Origin of the sequence: Halomonas sp. JB37 (assembly GCF_002332255.1) — a bacterium.
In the GTDB taxonomy this organism is placed as follows: domain Bacteria; phylum Pseudomonadota; class Gammaproteobacteria; order Pseudomonadales; family Halomonadaceae; genus Vreelandella; species Vreelandella casei.
The window spans coordinates 2,023,176-2,038,718 of record NZ_NRGW01000001.1; the positions used below are offsets into that span (position 1 = coordinate 2,023,176).

The 15,543-nt window shown below is 53.9% G+C and carries 15 protein-coding genes; 8 read left to right on the forward strand and 7 right to left on the reverse strand.

Translation table 11 applies throughout. The annotated features are described in order from the left end of the window. The first annotated feature begins 164 nt into the window (after positions 1 to 164). From gap to CIK78_RS09380, 4 genes are all read left to right on the forward strand, one after another. Positions 165 to 1,166, forward strand: coding sequence for a type I glyceraldehyde-3-phosphate dehydrogenase (gap, locus tag CIK78_RS09365; RefSeq protein ID WP_096279377.1), 1,002 nt, complete (start codon positions 165 to 167; stop codon positions 1,164 to 1,166). Positions 1,167 to 1,343: 177 nt separating this feature from the next. Then, positions 1,344 to 1,865, forward strand: a complete 522-nt coding sequence (locus CIK78_RS09370; RefSeq protein ID WP_096279379.1) for a DUF3455 domain-containing protein — start codon at positions 1,344 to 1,346, stop codon at positions 1,863 to 1,865. Between the two features lie 113 nt (positions 1,866 to 1,978). Beyond that, on the forward strand, positions 1,979 to 2,542 hold the full coding sequence (locus CIK78_RS09375; RefSeq protein ID WP_096279381.1) for a sigma-70 family RNA polymerase sigma factor: 564 nt from the start codon (positions 1,979 to 1,981) through the stop codon (positions 2,540 to 2,542). After that, positions 2,539 to 3,270 (forward strand): anti-sigma factor, encoded by a 732-nt coding sequence (locus CIK78_RS09380; RefSeq protein ID WP_096279383.1) that lies wholly within the window; start codon positions 2,539 to 2,541, stop codon positions 3,268 to 3,270. Before CIK78_RS09375 ends, CIK78_RS09380 begins: the two co-directional genes overlap by 4 nt. 101 nt (positions 3,271 to 3,371) lie before the next feature. Here the strand turns inward: CIK78_RS09380 and CIK78_RS09385 are convergent, their stop codons facing one another. Continuing rightward, complete coding sequence (locus CIK78_RS09385) at positions 3,372 to 4,862, reverse strand: TrkH family potassium uptake protein (RefSeq protein WP_096279385.1); 1,491 nt, start codon at positions 4,860 to 4,862, stop codon at positions 3,372 to 3,374. Between the two features lie 237 nt (positions 4,863 to 5,099). Here CIK78_RS09385 and zwf point away from each other — a divergent pair, with 237 nt between their 5' ends. From zwf to CIK78_RS09405, 4 genes are all read left to right on the forward strand, one after another. Continuing rightward, positions 5,100 to 6,605: a glucose-6-phosphate dehydrogenase gene (gene zwf / locus CIK78_RS09390; RefSeq protein ID WP_096279387.1), complete on the forward strand. Its 1,506-nt coding sequence runs from the start codon at positions 5,100 to 5,102 to the stop codon at positions 6,603 to 6,605. A 1-nt stretch (position 6,606) separates the two neighbouring features. Next, entirely contained in the window at positions 6,607 to 7,272 is a 666-nt protein-coding gene (gene pgl / locus CIK78_RS09395) for a 6-phosphogluconolactonase (RefSeq protein WP_096279389.1), read from the forward strand. A gap of 57 nt (positions 7,273 to 7,329) precedes the next feature. Then, positions 7,330 to 7,992, forward strand: a complete 663-nt coding sequence (locus tag CIK78_RS09400; RefSeq protein ID WP_096279391.1) for a bifunctional 4-hydroxy-2-oxoglutarate aldolase/2-dehydro-3-deoxy-phosphogluconate aldolase — start codon at positions 7,330 to 7,332, stop codon at positions 7,990 to 7,992. A 242-nt stretch (positions 7,993 to 8,234) separates the two neighbouring features. Then, the gene (locus CIK78_RS09405) at positions 8,235 to 9,830 is read left to right on the forward strand and encodes a solute:sodium symporter family transporter (RefSeq protein WP_096282337.1); all 1,596 of its coding nucleotides are present in this window, start codon (positions 8,235 to 8,237) and stop codon (positions 9,828 to 9,830) included. A gap of 83 nt (positions 9,831 to 9,913) precedes the next feature. Here the strand turns inward: CIK78_RS09405 and CIK78_RS09410 are convergent, their stop codons facing one another. The 6 genes from CIK78_RS09410 to CIK78_RS09435 form a co-directional block, all read right to left on the reverse strand. Further along, the gene (locus CIK78_RS09410; protein WP_225734501.1) at positions 9,914 to 10,798 is read right to left on the reverse strand and encodes an SMP-30/gluconolactonase/LRE family protein; all 885 of its coding nucleotides are present in this window, start codon (positions 10,796 to 10,798) and stop codon (positions 9,914 to 9,916) included. A gap of 27 nt (positions 10,799 to 10,825) precedes the next feature. Further along, complete coding sequence (locus tag CIK78_RS09415; RefSeq protein WP_096279395.1) at positions 10,826 to 11,431, reverse strand: 2-dehydro-3-deoxy-6-phosphogalactonate aldolase; 606 nt, start codon at positions 11,429 to 11,431, stop codon at positions 10,826 to 10,828. A 73-nt stretch (positions 11,432 to 11,504) separates the two neighbouring features. Continuing rightward, on the reverse strand, positions 11,505 to 12,479 hold the full coding sequence (locus CIK78_RS09420) for a 2-dehydro-3-deoxygalactonokinase (RefSeq protein ID WP_096279397.1): 975 nt from the start codon (positions 12,477 to 12,479) through the stop codon (positions 11,505 to 11,507). 16 nt (positions 12,480 to 12,495) lie between these two features. Further along, on the reverse strand, positions 12,496 to 13,644 hold the full coding sequence (gene dgoD, locus CIK78_RS09425; protein ID WP_096279399.1) for a galactonate dehydratase: 1,149 nt from the start codon (positions 13,642 to 13,644) through the stop codon (positions 12,496 to 12,498). A gap of 21 nt (positions 13,645 to 13,665) precedes the next feature. Beyond that, positions 13,666 to 14,385, reverse strand: a complete 720-nt coding sequence (locus CIK78_RS09430; protein ID WP_096279401.1) for an FCD domain-containing protein — start codon at positions 14,383 to 14,385, stop codon at positions 13,666 to 13,668. Positions 14,386 to 14,586: 201 nt separating this feature from the next. Further along, on the reverse strand, positions 14,587 to 15,534 hold the full coding sequence (locus CIK78_RS09435; protein WP_096279403.1) for a carbohydrate kinase: 948 nt from the start codon (positions 15,532 to 15,534) through the stop codon (positions 14,587 to 14,589). Between the last annotated feature and the right edge of the window lie 9 nt (positions 15,535 to 15,543).

Consider the following 15,543-nt stretch of genomic DNA (forward strand, 5'->3'; position numbering starts at 1 on the left):
TACAATAGTGTTTATATAGTAATTTTACTACATATCGAGTTTACATAAGCCTTTTAAGGCAATTAAGTAGCTGTTGGCAGCTTTTTTGAGGTTTAAATACGTATTTTTGGTAATTTTTTTACATCATGCCTTACTTTTCACCACCGATTTATTGAGGAGCTATCATGACAATAAGAGTTGCGATTAATGGATTTGGCCGTATCGGCCGCAATGTACTGCGCGCCCTTTACGAAAATAGCTACCGCGATCGCATTCAGGTTGTCGCCATTAATGATCTTGGCGATCCGTCGTTAAATTCACACCTGTTGCGTCACGATACCGTTCATGGTCACTTTCCTTTTAAAGTAGAGCATGATGCCGAGAGCATCACTGTCGATGGTGATCGTATCGCGATCTCCTCTGAGCGTGACCCGGCGAATCTGCCATGGGAAGCCATGAAAATTGATTTAGTCATGGAGTGTACGGGATTATTTGCCAAGCGTGAGGCGGCGGCCAAGCATATTACCGCCGGCGCCAAGCGAGTACTGATTTCCTCGCCCAGCCCCGATGCCGACGCGACCATCGTGTATGGCGTGAACGACCATGTTTTAACGGCTGATCACAAAGTGGTCTCCAACGCTTCCTGCACGACTAACTGCCTAGCGCCGGTTGCGAAAGCATTGAACGATGCCGTGGGGATTGAGAACGGTTTGATGACCACGGTTCATGCCTACACTAATGATCAGAATTTGTCGGATGTTTATCACACCGACCCCTACCGGGCTCGTAGCGCAACCCATTCAATGATCCCAACCAAAACCGGTGCAGCGGCGGCGGTAGGGTTGGTGCTGCCAGAGCTGGCAGGCAAATTGGATGGCCTAGCGGTGCGCGTGCCGGTCATTAACGTTTCGCTGGTAGATCTCACGTTCACCGCGAGCCGCGATACGACGAAGGAAGAGATCAACGCCATTGTTGAGAAAGCCGCCGCTAACTCGCCGGTATTGGCCGTGAACGCTGAGCCGCTGGTCTCTATCGATTTCAACCATGATGCCAACTCCTCGACCTTTGATGCCAATCACACTCGCGTGAATGGCCGCTTGGTCAAAGTGATGGCTTGGTATGACAACGAGTGGGGCTTTTCTAACCGGATGTTGGATACCACGCTTGCGATGCAGGCAACGGCCTAATCGTTATTGTTAGGCTTTGAATGCTTACGTATTACCCCTAAATAATGCCCTGAGAATCTGCTCAGGGTTTTTTTTTACATTTTTTTAACATCACTGCATCCAAAAGAGGGTCTCGCGGGTATTCCCTATACAGCCGCTATTTGAGGTGGTTGATAACAACCCTTTTTGGAGACTGAAATGACCATTCAAAACCTGACGCGTACTACACTGGCCGCAGCCCTGATTGCATCCTTCAGTCACGCCGCTTTGGCTGAAACGCCAGCGGACGTACAAGTACCAGACGGCAACACCGTAGCGCTTGAAACCGTTGGCGTTGGCGCTATCACTTATATGTGTGAAACCAATGACTCTGGCGACATGGCTTGGGTTTTCAAAGGCCCACACGCTGCACTTAATGACACCGACGGCACTCAAGTAGGTAGCTATTATGGTCCCCCAGCTACTTGGGAAGCGCTGGATGGTTCTAAAATCACCGGTACTCAGCTAGCCACCGCTGCCAACGGTGATGGCAACATTCCTCTTCAGTTAGTAGAAGCCAACCCAGCTGAAGGCGAAGGCGCGATGATGGACGTTAGCTACATTCAGCGCTTGAACACCGAAGGCGGCGTGGCACCTGACGTCACTTGTGATGCAGATCACGACGGCGCAACTGCAGTAGTTACTTATCAAGCCGATTACATCTTCTGGACTGCTAACTAAGTTTAGCAAAGCTAGAGTTCAGTAAGGCTAAGGGGTCGTATCGCGACCCCTTAGCCGCTATGCTGTCTGGACGTGCGACGAGTGGGATCGACGCGTCATCAGGGAGCGAAGGTGTGTCCGATATAGCTAATGAATTTGATCATGATGCCGCATTAATTAAGTGTGCTCGCGGCGATCATGACGCTTTGCATCAACTCTATGCTCATGAAGGTGCAAGACTTTTAGGAGTAGTTTTTAGAATCGTCAAAGATCGCGGCATGGCTGAAGATATTGTCCACGATGCCTGTCTTAATATTTGGCAGCGCGCCGGAAGTTATGATCCTGATAAAGGATCCGCGCGAGCATGGATATTTAGCGTAGCGCGTCACCTGGCATTAAATGCCATCCGCTATCGTGATCGTGAAATTACCTTTGATAGCAACGATCCGACCGAATTAGCCCACGATGAGCATTTCCAGCACGCCTCTGTTGCAGAAGAAGCCTTTGATTGGCAGACCGGTCAACAAATGGATCACTGTTTAAAACAACTTGAGCCGGAGCGACGTAACTGCGTACTCCATGCCTATGTTGATGGCCTCAGTCACGCTGAAATTTCCGCCCATACGGGTGCGCCGCTTGGTACCGTGAAAGCTTGGATTAAACGCAGCTTGCTGCGTCTAAGGGAGTGTATGGCATGACTCGCCCCAGCCAAAATGAATACGAAGACGACTATGCCTTGGCGGGTGAATACGTGCTGGGCACGCTGTCGTTAGCGCAACGCCAAGCATTTGAAGCGCGGCTACCCAATGAGCCTGAATTGCAAAAAGCCGTTATGGTATGGGAAGAGCGTTTCTTGCCCTATACCGCTATTACGACGCCAGTAACGCCTTCTGACTATTTGTGGCCTCGCATTGAGCGCAGCATGACGGCATCAAAAAAACCGTCAATCGCTGCTCGTCCGCTAGCTTCTTCACCACGGCGTCCTTTTTTACGCAGCCTGCCACTGTGGCGCGGCGCTGCAGGGCTTGGGTTAGCTGCTGCACTGGTTATGGGCGTGCTGCTGACAAACCAAGTCAATTCGCCAACTACCCCCGAGTACATGGTGGTGCTGCTAGCCCCGCAAACTCAGTCGGCTGGCTGGGTGGTGCAGGCGTCATCACGCCAGGAAATAGAGCTAATTCCTCTCGGTACCTTTACAGTGCCTGAAGGCAAAGCGCTTCAGTTCTGGACCAAGGCAGATGAATGGCAAGCACCGGTCTCGCTTGGTTTAGTCGAGCCCGGCAAGCCGATTCGGCTACGTCTGGATGAGCTGCCACCACTGCAAGATAATCAGCTGTTTGAGCTAACGCTTGAAGATGAGGCGGGCTCATCTACCGGACTTCCGACCGGGCCTATTGAATTTATCGGCCGCTCGGTCGAGATTTAATCTGTATCTATGCGCCTGTTAAAAGAATGTTAAGTCGATTTTTAACAGGCGCATGATAGTTATCCGGTAACCAGCAGCTAAGAGTAAATATATGTGAACGGCTAACGTCGCCAAAACATCGGGGTCATTAGTACCACTACGGTGAGTATTTCTAATCGGCCCATCAGCATGCCAATGCACAGCAGCCATTTTGCGGCGTCAGGCAGCGGGGCAAAGTTACCTGCAGGGCCAATGATGTCACCAAGCCCGGGGCCCACGTTGGTTACCGCCGTGGCGGCACCTGAAAGGGCGGTTACTAAGTCCAGCCCCAGCGCGGATAAGCAAAGTGCCAACACGGCAATGGTAATGAAAAAGAAGAATGAGAAAGCCACCACACTGCGCGAAATATCGTTCGTCACCGGCTGTTGATTATAGCGAGTGGTAAAGATCCCGTTAGCATGGATTAAGTAGCGTAGCTGATTGCGCAGCATCAAAGTGGCAATTTGAAAGCGGAAGATTTTCATCCCTCCGCTGGTCGAGCCGCTACAGCCACCGATAAACGTAAGATAGAAGAAGGCTACCACCGGTAGGGCGCCCCAAAGAGTGTAGTCATCTGAGGCGTAGCCGGTGGTGGTCACTACTGACACAATATTAAATGTCACGTGAGTGACCGCTTCAAAAGGGGCGCTGCCGTGAGTCACGCGCCATGCGCTCAAAATAACGATCGCCACCAGCAGTAGTTTAAGCAGACCACGCACCTGCTGATCTTGCCATAAGGCACTGCCTGAACCGCGTATGAAGCGTATATAGAGCACAAAGGGCAGCGCACCGCTGAGCATAAATAAACTGGCCATCCACAGCAGCCACGGCCGGTCGGCGTAGGCGCCAAAAGAAGCATCAGAATTAGCAAACCCGCCAGTCGAAAGCGATGACATGCCGTGCACGATGGCGTCCAGCGGCGTCATTCCGCCAAACCAATAGCTAACGCTAGCGATAAGGGTGAGGCTGACATAAATCGTTAGCGTCGCTTTGGCAATTCCACCCGTGCGGGGCATCACTTTATCGGACCAGTCGGATGACTCGGTATGAAAAAGGCGCATACCGCCTACCTTCAAAAACGGTAAAATCGCAATGCCCATCACAATAATGCCGATGCCCCCTATCCACTGCATCAGGCCGCGCCAAAGCTTCAAGCCATCGGAAAAATGTTCAATGCCGACCAGAATGGTCGACCCGGTGGTAGTGATTGCCGAAACTGATTCAAACACTGCATTTGTGAGCGTTAATTGAGGCGCGCCAAGCACTAGCGGTAGGCTGGCAAAGCCGCTAATACTGACCCAGCTGGCGGCAGTGAGAATAAACATCTGCCACGGCTTTAGCTCCAACGATACGCGGTACGTCAATAGCCAAATCAGCGCCGCAGCGCCTAGTATGATCAGTACCGAAATACCAAAGGCCATGGCATCGGGATCATTCTCTATGAGCAATAAGACAAGCGGCACCAGCATAAACAGCGCTAGCACCACCCACAGAATCGAAATGATTTTAAAAACAGGTGCCCAGTGCCGGTACACATCCCTGCTACGATAAAACCACGGTGTCATCGATGTCATATACCCAGCTCGCCATTTAGTACCCTTAAGCATGCGCTAAGAGATCATGGCCTTCCATAAAAAGTCTGTAAAAATGTAAGGCTATTAACAGATAACGTGGGGCTGGCAGGTGTTGATTGTCAGTCACTGTGTTTTTTGTAGTAAAATTACATGAATTATTGCGTACAATGCCTGCTTTACGGTAAATTTTAGGTAATCTAACTACAAGTAGCTGTTTAGATATTAATAGGAGCAACGATGAGCCAGTCTAGTGCTTCACAAAGTATTCCCCTCGGTGACCCCGATCACGCCATTGATCTGGCGCTGTTCGGGGCGCTGGGCGACCTTGCCATGCGCAAGCTGTTCCCTGCCTTATACCATCTAGACCGCGAAGGCTTGATGCCTGAAAGCACCCGCATTATGGGGCTGGCTCGCCAGGAGCACGATGTTGCTGAGTTTCGCGAGCTGGTTAACCTCGCGCTACAGAAGCGACTTAAAAAAGATGAGCAGGATGCAGAGAGCCTAAAGCGTTTTCTTAATCGCCTGGATTATCGGCAGCTGGATTTCACCAAGGTTGATGGTTTTGAAGCAATCCGTCAGTGGCGGGAGGGTTCGTCGCAGCCGATGGTGGTTTATCTTTCGGTAGCGGCGCGTATTTACGGCGATATCTGTCGCAATCTTCAGGCCAGTAACAGTGTGAGCGAAAACTCACGGATCATCGTTGAAAAGCCTATTGGATACGATCTGCAGTCGTCGATTGAGATTAACGACGCCATTGGCGACGTTTTTCCCGAGTCGCGGATTTACCGCATCGATCACTATTTAGGTAAAGAAACCGTACAGAATCTGATTGCACTTCGCTTTGCCAATCCTCTGTTTGGCACCCAGTGGAATCAGAATAATATCTCTCACGTCGAGATTACGGTGGCAGAAAAAGTCGGCATTGAGGGGCGCTGGGGCTACTTTGATGAGGCAGGGCAGCTGCGCGATATGGTGCAAAACCATTTGCTGCAGCTGCTGTGCTTAATCGCCATGGACCCGCCGTCCAATTTGGATGCCGATGCGATTCGGGATGAGAAGGTGAAGGTGCTGAAAGCGCTTAAACCCTTTGTTGGCGAAGCGCTTGGGCGTGACGTTGTGCGCGGCCAATATATCGCCGGTAACACCGACGGCAAGTCAGTGCCCGGATATTTGGAAGAAGAGGATGCCAATACACAAAGCCAGACAGAAACCTTTGTAGCCATGAAAACGGAAGTGGCTAATTGGCGTTGGGCTGGGGTGCCTTTCTATCTGCGTACGGGTAAGCGTATGCCGGAGAAACTCTCACAAATTGTCATTCACTTTCGCCAGCAGCCGCACTATATCTTTGATCCAGACCAGCGCGGTATCGCATCAAACAAGCTCATTATTCGTCTGCAGCCCGAAGAAGGCATCGCTCTGCAAGTGCTGACCAAAGACAGTGGCCTAGATAAGGGCATGCGCCTACGTCCCGGGCCTTTGCATCTTGATTTCAATAGCGCCTTTCCCAAATCGCGGATTCCTGACGCCTACGAGCGTCTACTATTAGAAGTCATGAAAGGGCAGCAATATCTGTTTGTGCGTCGCGATGAGATTGAACATTCGTGGCGTTGGTGTGATCAGCTCATCGACGGTTGGAAAAAACGTGAAACACCGCCTCGCCGCTACCCTGCGGGTTCGTGGGGGCCAGTCGCTTCTATTGCGATGATTACCCAAGACGGCCGCAGCTGGTACGAGGATTATTGATATGAGTCAAGCACGCCAACAGCTGGCTGAGCAGCTTGCAGAGGCCGTTTCTCAAGCCCTGCACGAAGACTTAACGCATCACGAGCGGGCCTTGCTGGTGGTGTCGGGTGGCTCCACGCCGTTGCCTTTTTTCACGGCACTGGCGGCGAAGCCACTGCCGTGGGCGCGCGTAGACATCACGCTTGCCGACGAGCGCTGGGTAGACGAACACAGCAGCGACAGCAACGCCAAGTTAGTGCGTGAGCACTTGTTGCAAGGCAACGCCGCGGCCGCCACTTTTTTACCGTTAACCTGTGATGCAGAGACCCCAGAGGAGGGCGTGGAGCATGTTGCTAAGCAGGCTGCTTTGCTTGCTTGGCCAGCTAGCGCGGTGATTTTAGGCATGGGCGGCGATGGCCATACGGCCTCGCTATTCCCCGACAGCCCTGAGCTTACGCTAGCGTTGGCTACAGGCGAGCCGCTGGTGGCGGTAAGAACGCCAAGCCAGTTACAGCCACGAATTACCTTTTCAGCGGATCGCTTACATCAAGCGCGCCGTCATTTTTTGCACATTACCGGTGAGGATAAGCGAGCCGTGCTGGCGAAGGCATTAAATGGCGATGATGTTCGCCAACTGCCTATCCGGGCCTTTTTATCTTGCCCACTAGCGATTTACTGGGCGCCTTAACGCTTCGCGCTTAGCCACCTATCGGCCGGGCAATAATAGATTTTTGGAGACTCGCACATGACCATTGAAAAACAATTACCGTCTACCCGCACCGCTGAGCTTGATAGCATCTGCCTAAAAGCCGAAGTTATTCCGGTGATTACCGTTGAGCGCTTGGAAGATGCCGTGCCGCTTGGACGTGCTTTGGTCGAAGGCGGTTTGACCGTACTTGAAGTCACTTTACGTACCGACTGCGCGCTAGAAGCGGTTAAACGCATGCGCGAAGCATTGCCTGGCGCCAGCATTGGCGTTGGCACGGTGCTAACACCGGCGCAGTATCGCCAAGCCGAGCAGGTGGGGGCTGACTTTATCGTGACGCCGGGCGCGACAGAAGCGCTGTATCGTTATGGCATTGAAAGCGCAGTGCCAATGTTGCCGGGTGTGTCGACAGTGTCTGAACTAATGACCGGCTGGCAGTACGGCTATCGCCGGTTTAAATTCTTCCCGGCAGAATCTAGCGGTGGAGCGAAAGCGATCAAAGCGTTTGGCGCCCCTATTCCCGAAGCACGTTTTTGTCCCACCGGTGGTATCACGGTAGATAACGCCGATGACTACCTGTCGCTGCCCAACGTAATGTGTGTCGGTGGCTCCTGGCTAACGCCGAAAGCCATGGTAGAGGCGGAAGACTGGGATGGTATTCGTGAGCTGGCCCGTCAAGCGGCCGAGCGTTTTCACCACTAATCAGGCTGCCTCGGCGGGTAGCCGCTAGCGAAGCAACACGCGCCCTAACTGTTTTAAATAACTGTTAGGGTTTTTTTATGGCTTCGTGACGCCTGTTGATCGCTTTGACGCGGATTTAAGACCAAAGACTTATTACTAAGTTATATTTAGCTCGTCTAAAATGATAGCCGATATGTCTGACATTTTGAGTGCGCATCGATTGTGACGTGCGCATCACTGATAACGATGATGAGGTGAGCCCTATGCACGCGTTGACCCTGGCGTCTTTTCTGTTCTTTACAGGATTTGTCGCCTTTATCACTTGGCGAATCACCCGCCGAGATGACCACTCGAGTACCAACGGCTACTTTCTAGCGGGGCGTACCCTAACGTTTCCACTGATCGCCGGTTCATTGCTGATGACCAACCTCTCTACCGAGCAAATGGTAGGGCTCAACGGTGCGGCCTTCACCGATGGCTTGAGCGTCATGGCTTGGGAAGTCGTGGCGGTTATCGCGCTGGTGGCATTAGCACTGTTTTTCCTGCCACGCTTTTTGAAAAGCGGTATAGCAACGCTGCCGCAGCTGCTTGAAATTCGTTTTGATAAAGATACACAGCTGATTACCAACATTATTTTCCTGCTTGCTTATGCTGTTATTCTACTGCCAATCATCCTTTATTCGGGGGCGATAGGGCTGCAGGGCATGCTTGATCTGCAGGGGTTAACCGGCATTGAGTCTTCCACGACGCTGCTTTGGTTAACGGTCTGGATCGTCGGCATCATCGGGGCCGTGTATGCACTGTTTGGCGGGCTGCGCACAGTCGCAGTCTCTGACACTCTTAACGGGGTCGGTCTATTAATTGGTGGTTTTGTCATCGTCTATTACGGTCTGCAGGCCGTGAGCGGTGGCACAGGCATTATGGAAGGCTGGAGCATTCTTAAACAGAGTGACCCTGACAAGCTTAATTCGATTGGCGGCGGTGATCAGCAGGTGCCGTTCTTCACGCTGTTTACCGGCGTATTCCTGATTAACTTGTTCTATTGGAGCACCAACCAGCAGATTATTCAGCGTACCTTTGCCGCGAAAAACCTGGCTGAAGGCCAGAAAGGCGTTTTGCTCACCGGCTTATTTAAGCTTCTAGGTCCGCTTTATCTGGTACTTCCAGGGATTATTGCTTATCACCTTTATGCCGATCAGGGCGTGCGTGCTGATGAAGCCTATGGGCACTTGGTGTTTAACGTATTGCCGCCTTACTTAACCGGCTTTTTCGCCGCGGTAATGGTAGGGGCGATTTTGTCATCGTTTAACTCGGCACTTAACAGCACGACGACTATTTTCAGCTTAGGCATCTATAAAGGTGTGTTTAACAAAGAGGCCACTGAAGCGCAGATCGTAAAATCGGGCAAGGTGTTTGGTTGGATCATGGCGGTTCTTACCATGATCATTGCACCGCTGCTTGCAGGTCAAGAGAGTCTGTTTGGCTATCTGCAGAAGATGAATGCGATCTATTTTATTCCCATTCTGGCCGTCGTGCTGGTGGGGCTACTGACGAAACGCGTTCCTCCCATGGCGGCTAAAATCGCGCTGGTGGGTGGCTGCTTGCTGATTGCTGCCGGCTACTTTGTACCGCCCTTTAACTTGCTGCCACAGGTCATGAACGAGTTCCACTTTGTGGCGTTGGTGTTTGTGCTATTGGTGGTGACGATGCTAATTATTGGTAAGCTGCGTCCCCGTGAGACTGACTGGGTACAGGAGCATACCGGTGATGTTGACCTAACGCCGTGGAAAGGCGCGGTACCCGCTGGTATCGTTTTGGTGGTGTTAGTGATCGTGATGTATATAAGCTTTGCGGGTTAATGGTGGTATCGAGTAACTAGAAAATCAGATACTTCAGCCGCAACATCAAGGCCCCGCTAGCATATGCTGGCGGGGCCTTCGCGTTATATCAGGCGTAGCGGCAGCTCAGCCAAACCGGCAATGCCGGTGTCTACCGCGTAAAGTGAACCAGCGGTCGGTTCCTGGGCAAGCTGTGCGGCACTAAAGCCTTCCTGGGCCGTGGTGATGTATAGCGTTGTAAGGTTAGGACCTGCAAACGCGGGGCAGGAGGGCTGGCTGACGGGAAGCTCAACGCGACTAATGATCTGACCCTCATGATCAAGGCGAACCACCTGGCCTGCCCCCCAAAGCGCGAGCCACAGGCAGCCTTCGCTGTCCATTACGGCGCCGTCTGGGTTGCCCAGTACAGATGAGAAATCAGCCCAGGGCACTGGCTCACCCGTTGGCCATCCATCGCGATCTAGCGCCCAGCGCATCACTATGCCGGCAGCGGTGTCGGTAAACCAGGCGAACTCGCCGTTTTCAGAGAAGCAAATGGCGTTGGGAACTGTCAGGTTCGAGCGTAAAAGTGTGAGCTGGCCGCGATGCAGGCGATAAAGACTGCCTGCGCCTTTTTCGGCAGCCTTACCCATGCTGGAAAGCCACAGGCTGCCATGTCGATCAACCCGGGCATCGTTGCTGCGGGTAAGTGGGTTATCGGCTTCGAAGTCACAAAATGTTTCTACGCTGCCGCTGCTAGGGTCGAAGCGGCTTAAGCGATTTTCACCCACTAACAGCAGTCCGCCTTCTTCAAGGGGAGTGGCTAGCGATACCCTATGATCAAGCGGATAATAGCCGCTTTCTCCGCTGCTAGGGGATAGCCAGTGCAGCTGTTTTCCAAGAATATCGCACCAATAAAGGCGCTTATTTTTAGCGTCCCACTGCGGACCTTCACCTAATGTGCAGCGGCAATCAACCGCTAACTCTGCCTGCCACGTTGCAACATGCATGCCTGCGTCCATTGTTGTTAGCTCCCCTTATTGTTCTCCTGCCAACCACGCATCAACAAGGGCTTGCGCCTGTTGCCCCACCTGGGAAGCGCTTTGGCCAGGTTTGTATAGCGCGCTGCCCAGGCCTGCACCGTCAACGCCAGCGGCGCGCCATTGGGCAAAATTATCGATGCCTACTCCGCCCACCGCATATAGCAGAGTGCCTGCCGGTAGCACGGCGCGAACGGCTTTCATGCCCTCTAAACCTACCTGAACGGCGGGGAATAGCTTAAGCCCCGTGGCGCCTGCTTCTAACGCATCGAAGGCTTCGGAGGGCGTGACAATGCCCGGCCAGCTTGCCATGCCAAGCCTATGGGTTTCTTCGATGACCGCTGGCTGGCAGTTAGGCGATACAATCAAGCGCCCCCCAGCGGCGTGGACGTCGCGCACTTGTGCCGGCATCAGCACCGTGCCTGCGCCAATCACCGCGCGATCGCCAAATGCATCGACCAATCGGCGGATGCTTTCCAGCGGGCTGGGGGAGTTGAGCGGCACTTCGATTTGCGTAATGCCCGCCGCCAGCACCGCTGCCGCGATATCAACGACTTCATCGGGCGCTACACCGCGTAAAATACCAATCAGAGGCAGCGTCATAGCCAATCTCTCCTTACGTTAATTGTTGCAACCTTAAGTATGCCGATAGTGGTCCAAGCGATTCGCGCGCGCATCAAGTCTTCAGCGCTTGATGCGCAAGGCGTAAACCTGCGAGTACGGCCGTATCGCCATCCACATACTGTGTTTGGTAGCCGATAGCATTCAGGGCCAGCGTATAGCGCTGACAAAGCACCTGATTGCCAATCAGAGTAATGGGCTCAGACGCCGGACATGCGTGACAAGCGCCTGAAAGCTCCAGTCCGATAGTCAGTCCTGAAAGCCTTGCCGCGAGTATTGCCGAGCGCGCCTTGCCTGGTGGTAAGGTGCCGTCGAGTAAGTCTTGCGCGCGTAGGCCAAAAAGGCGGCTGCTAAAGGTGGCTGGCGCTTTATGGATCTCGCTGACTGCCGCTATAAACGCGTCGCGGCAAGCCGAATCGTTTAAATCGTCGCTACCAATAGAGTGCTGTAGAACCGATTGGCGTGCCAGCAGCTGATACGTTTCGCCGGTTAAATAGGTAGTAAATTGCGTGACGGCACCGGATGCCAGCATCGCCCATTTGGCGTGAGTACCGGGCAGGCATGCAAGGCCCGAAAAGCTGGCGTTATCGGCCACCAGGCCCGCCAGTTGGGTTTCTTCGCCGCGCATGACATCAAAATGAGCGGATGCGCTGCGAGTTTGACTCAAGCCAGGCAGCAGATGCACGCGCAGCCGGTCGTTAGACAGCGTAGGGATCACAGCGCCCTGGCTAAGCTGATCAAGGCGCGTGGGCACCGGCAAATAAGCGGCTTCCCGCCACCCTTGTCGAGCCCCGGCCATACCGCACACCATTACGTTGATCTGGCCGCTGTCGGGCAGCCAGTCAGCTACCAGTCGGTGCAGCTCTGCTTCGTACTCATCGGCCTTTAACGACAGCATGCCTTTTTCACTACTGGCATGGGCAATCACGTGGTCGTGCTTATCCAGCCCCCAGGCGCGCAGGTTACTGGAGCCCCAGTCCACGGCAATCCAAGCTAACTGAGGCGCTATTTCTGCAGCGGTTGTTTTCATTTAATTAACCTCATGCTCACCACTCTGCAATAGAGCCGTCTTCGTGCGTCCACACCGGGTTGCGCCAGCGATGGCCAACCTTGGAGCGCTCCTCAACGAACTCTTCGTTGATTTCCACGCCAAGCCCTGGACCTTGGGGAATCGCGCAGAAACCGTCTTCAATGGCGAGAGCTGATTTATCAACCAGGTAGTCGAGTACATCGTTGCCCTGGTTGTAATGAATGCCCATGCTTTGTTCTTGAATAAAAGCGTTGTGGCTCACCGCGTCCAGCTGGAGCGAGGCGGCTAATGTCAGCGGGCCAAGCGGGCAGTGCGGCGCTAGCGCCACATCGTAGGCGGATGCCAGGGCGGCAATTTTAAGACCTTCGCTGATGCCACCACAGTGCGAGATATCGGGCTGAATGATATCAATCATGCCATCAGCGAGCAGGTCGCGAAACTGAAAACGGGTGTGCAGGCGCTCACCCGTCGCCAGCGGATAACCCAAGCCTCCTGCAATATCTTTCAAGCAGGGCAGGTGTTCCGGGGCAACCGGTTCTTCCACAAACATCGGGTGGAAGGGCTCTAATTCGCGTAGCAGCGCTTTGGCCATTGGCCGATGTACGCGGCCGTGAAAGTCGATACCAATGCCGACATCAGGGCCCACGGCATTGCGGGCTTCTGCGACCCGGGCCACGGCTTCGTCGACCTTGCGGTGCGAGTCAACAATCTGCATCTCTGGTGTGCCGTTCATTTTGAACGCGGTAAAGCCTTTTTCGACCAGCGCTTTAGCACCCGCACCTACATCGCTTGGGCGATCGCCACCTGTCCAGGCGTACATGCGCATCTTGTCGCGCACGGCACCGCCGAGTAGCTGGTGAACCGGCACACCCAGATCACGACCTTTAAGATCCCATAGTGCCTGATCGATCCCCGCGATCGCGCTCATTAAAATCGGGCCGCCGCGATAAAAACCAGCGCGATACATCATGTTCCAGAGATGTTCGATGCGGTGCGGGTCTTGGCCAATCAGATAGTCAGAAAGCTCATGCACGGCGGCTTCAACCGTGGCGGCGCGACCTTCTACGACGGGTTCGCCCCACCCGTAGCAGCCTTCGTCAGTCTCGATTTTCAGAAATAACCAGCGCGGCGGAACCTGCCAGGTCTTGAGACGGGTGATTTTCATATTCAATCTTCCTCTTAATGATTAACTGACGATGCCAAGATCGATAGCCGTACGGCGAAGGACTTCGTGCGCTGCGGACTCTGCGGCGCTGATGTCTCGGTTGCGTATCGCTTCAAGCACCTGGCGATGGCGTGAAAGGCTGTCGTCTAAGGTGCCAGTGCGGTCTTGCGATCCCCAAACAAGGGCCATGATAGAAGGTCGCAGCAGATGCCCCATTTGCCGCCAGACGAGATTGTGAGTAGCCCGGTAGGTCGCATCGTGAAAAGCGACGTCGTACTCGGCGTGTTCGCCACGTAAATCAGTGCTGGCAGCGGTTTTTTCCATGCCGGCAAAGGCGGTTTCTAGGCGCTCAAGATCTTCAGGTAGGGCTGCCTGAGCCGCTAGCCCAGCCACCATGGGTTCGGCTGAGTAGCGAAAGGCATAGATGGCACGTACTAACTGGGGGTCAATATTGACCAGGCCTGTCATCCACTTGCTCATTAGCGGGTCGAGCAGGTGCCAGTCACCCATCTCGCGAACCAGCGTGCCACGGCCTGCCGTGCGCTCTAATAGCCCCGCCGAGGTGAGAGTGGCTAGCGCGTTGCGAACCTGGTTACGGCTAACCGCAAAGTGTCTAGCGATATCCAGTTCGCGGGGAAAGGCGTCGCCCGGCTGCCAACGGCCTGCTAGCAATGCCTGCGCCAGTAGGCGTGCTAAATGTTCGGCACCACCTGTGTGGGGCGGCAGGGTGTCCAGCGTCATGGCGCGTCTCGTTAATAACCGTATTTAGCTCAGTTTATTAAATGTCTGACATTTCTACAACCAAACGGCTTTAGACATAAGTCCTAGTTGATTGGGCGCTAAGCACCACGGGGAAGAGCGCGTAAGAGCATGGGTGTTAACAACAGCAAAACGGCGCGCCTGATGCAGGTGCGCCGATAGGTTAATGCCTGGATAGGGATGCTAGATAATATCTGCCCGGGTGGGTAGCGCTGCATAGGAGCCTGGCCGGGTCACGGCAAAGGCACCACAGCGGCATGCGGTATCGACTGCTTGGGCAAGAAAGTTGCTATCGCGCTGCCAGTTTTCGTTAATGCCGTGAGCCGAGAGTTCGGCGAGCAGACCACCGATAAAGGCGTCGCCCCCGGCGGTAGTGTCAATGGCGACAACGTTGGGTGGCGCAATGCGCTGATCAATATCGATGCCCTTGAGTACGACGTCGTTGGGGCCATCGGTGATCAAAATAATCTTCACTCCCGCCGCTAGCCGTTGGGCTAGCCACGCTTCAGCGTCATGATCGGCACGCAGGTAGTCAAGCTCTTCCTGGGAGAGCTTGAGTAGCTCGGCGCTGTCGAGCAGCTGTGTGACAAGGCTGATATCCGCCGACCCCTCAGGCCACAGGTTGTGGCGTAAGTTGGCGTCTACGCTGACCAAACAGCCTGCACGCTTGGCCATAGTGGCTATCGCCAGGGTCACGGCGGCGATGTCGGGGTCGGTAAGGCTGTTACTGCAGAGATGCAAAATGGCGGGGTTCTCGAAAACGCCCGCGGGTAGGTGCTCAAGGCGGTAAAGCAAGTCCGCGGCAGGTGGGCGATAAAAATCAAACGTGCGCTCGCCAGCCTCATCACGGGAAACAAAAGCCAGCGCCGTGCGTGCTTGCTTTGTGAATACTACGCCGCCCGTGTCTACGCCGTGGCTATTAAGCTCTCTCACCAGAAAATGGCCAAACGTATCATCGCCCAGCATGCCTAAAAACTGGCTGGGCACACCTAAACGTGCGCAGGCGACGGCGACATTAGCGGGGGCACCACCGGCATAGGGTGTGAAGGTTTCCTGGGAAGCCGTTGAAACCCCTAAGCGATTGGAGAGCATGTCAACGAGCGCTTCTCCAAATGCGATGACTGGCGTCATAAGCTGCCT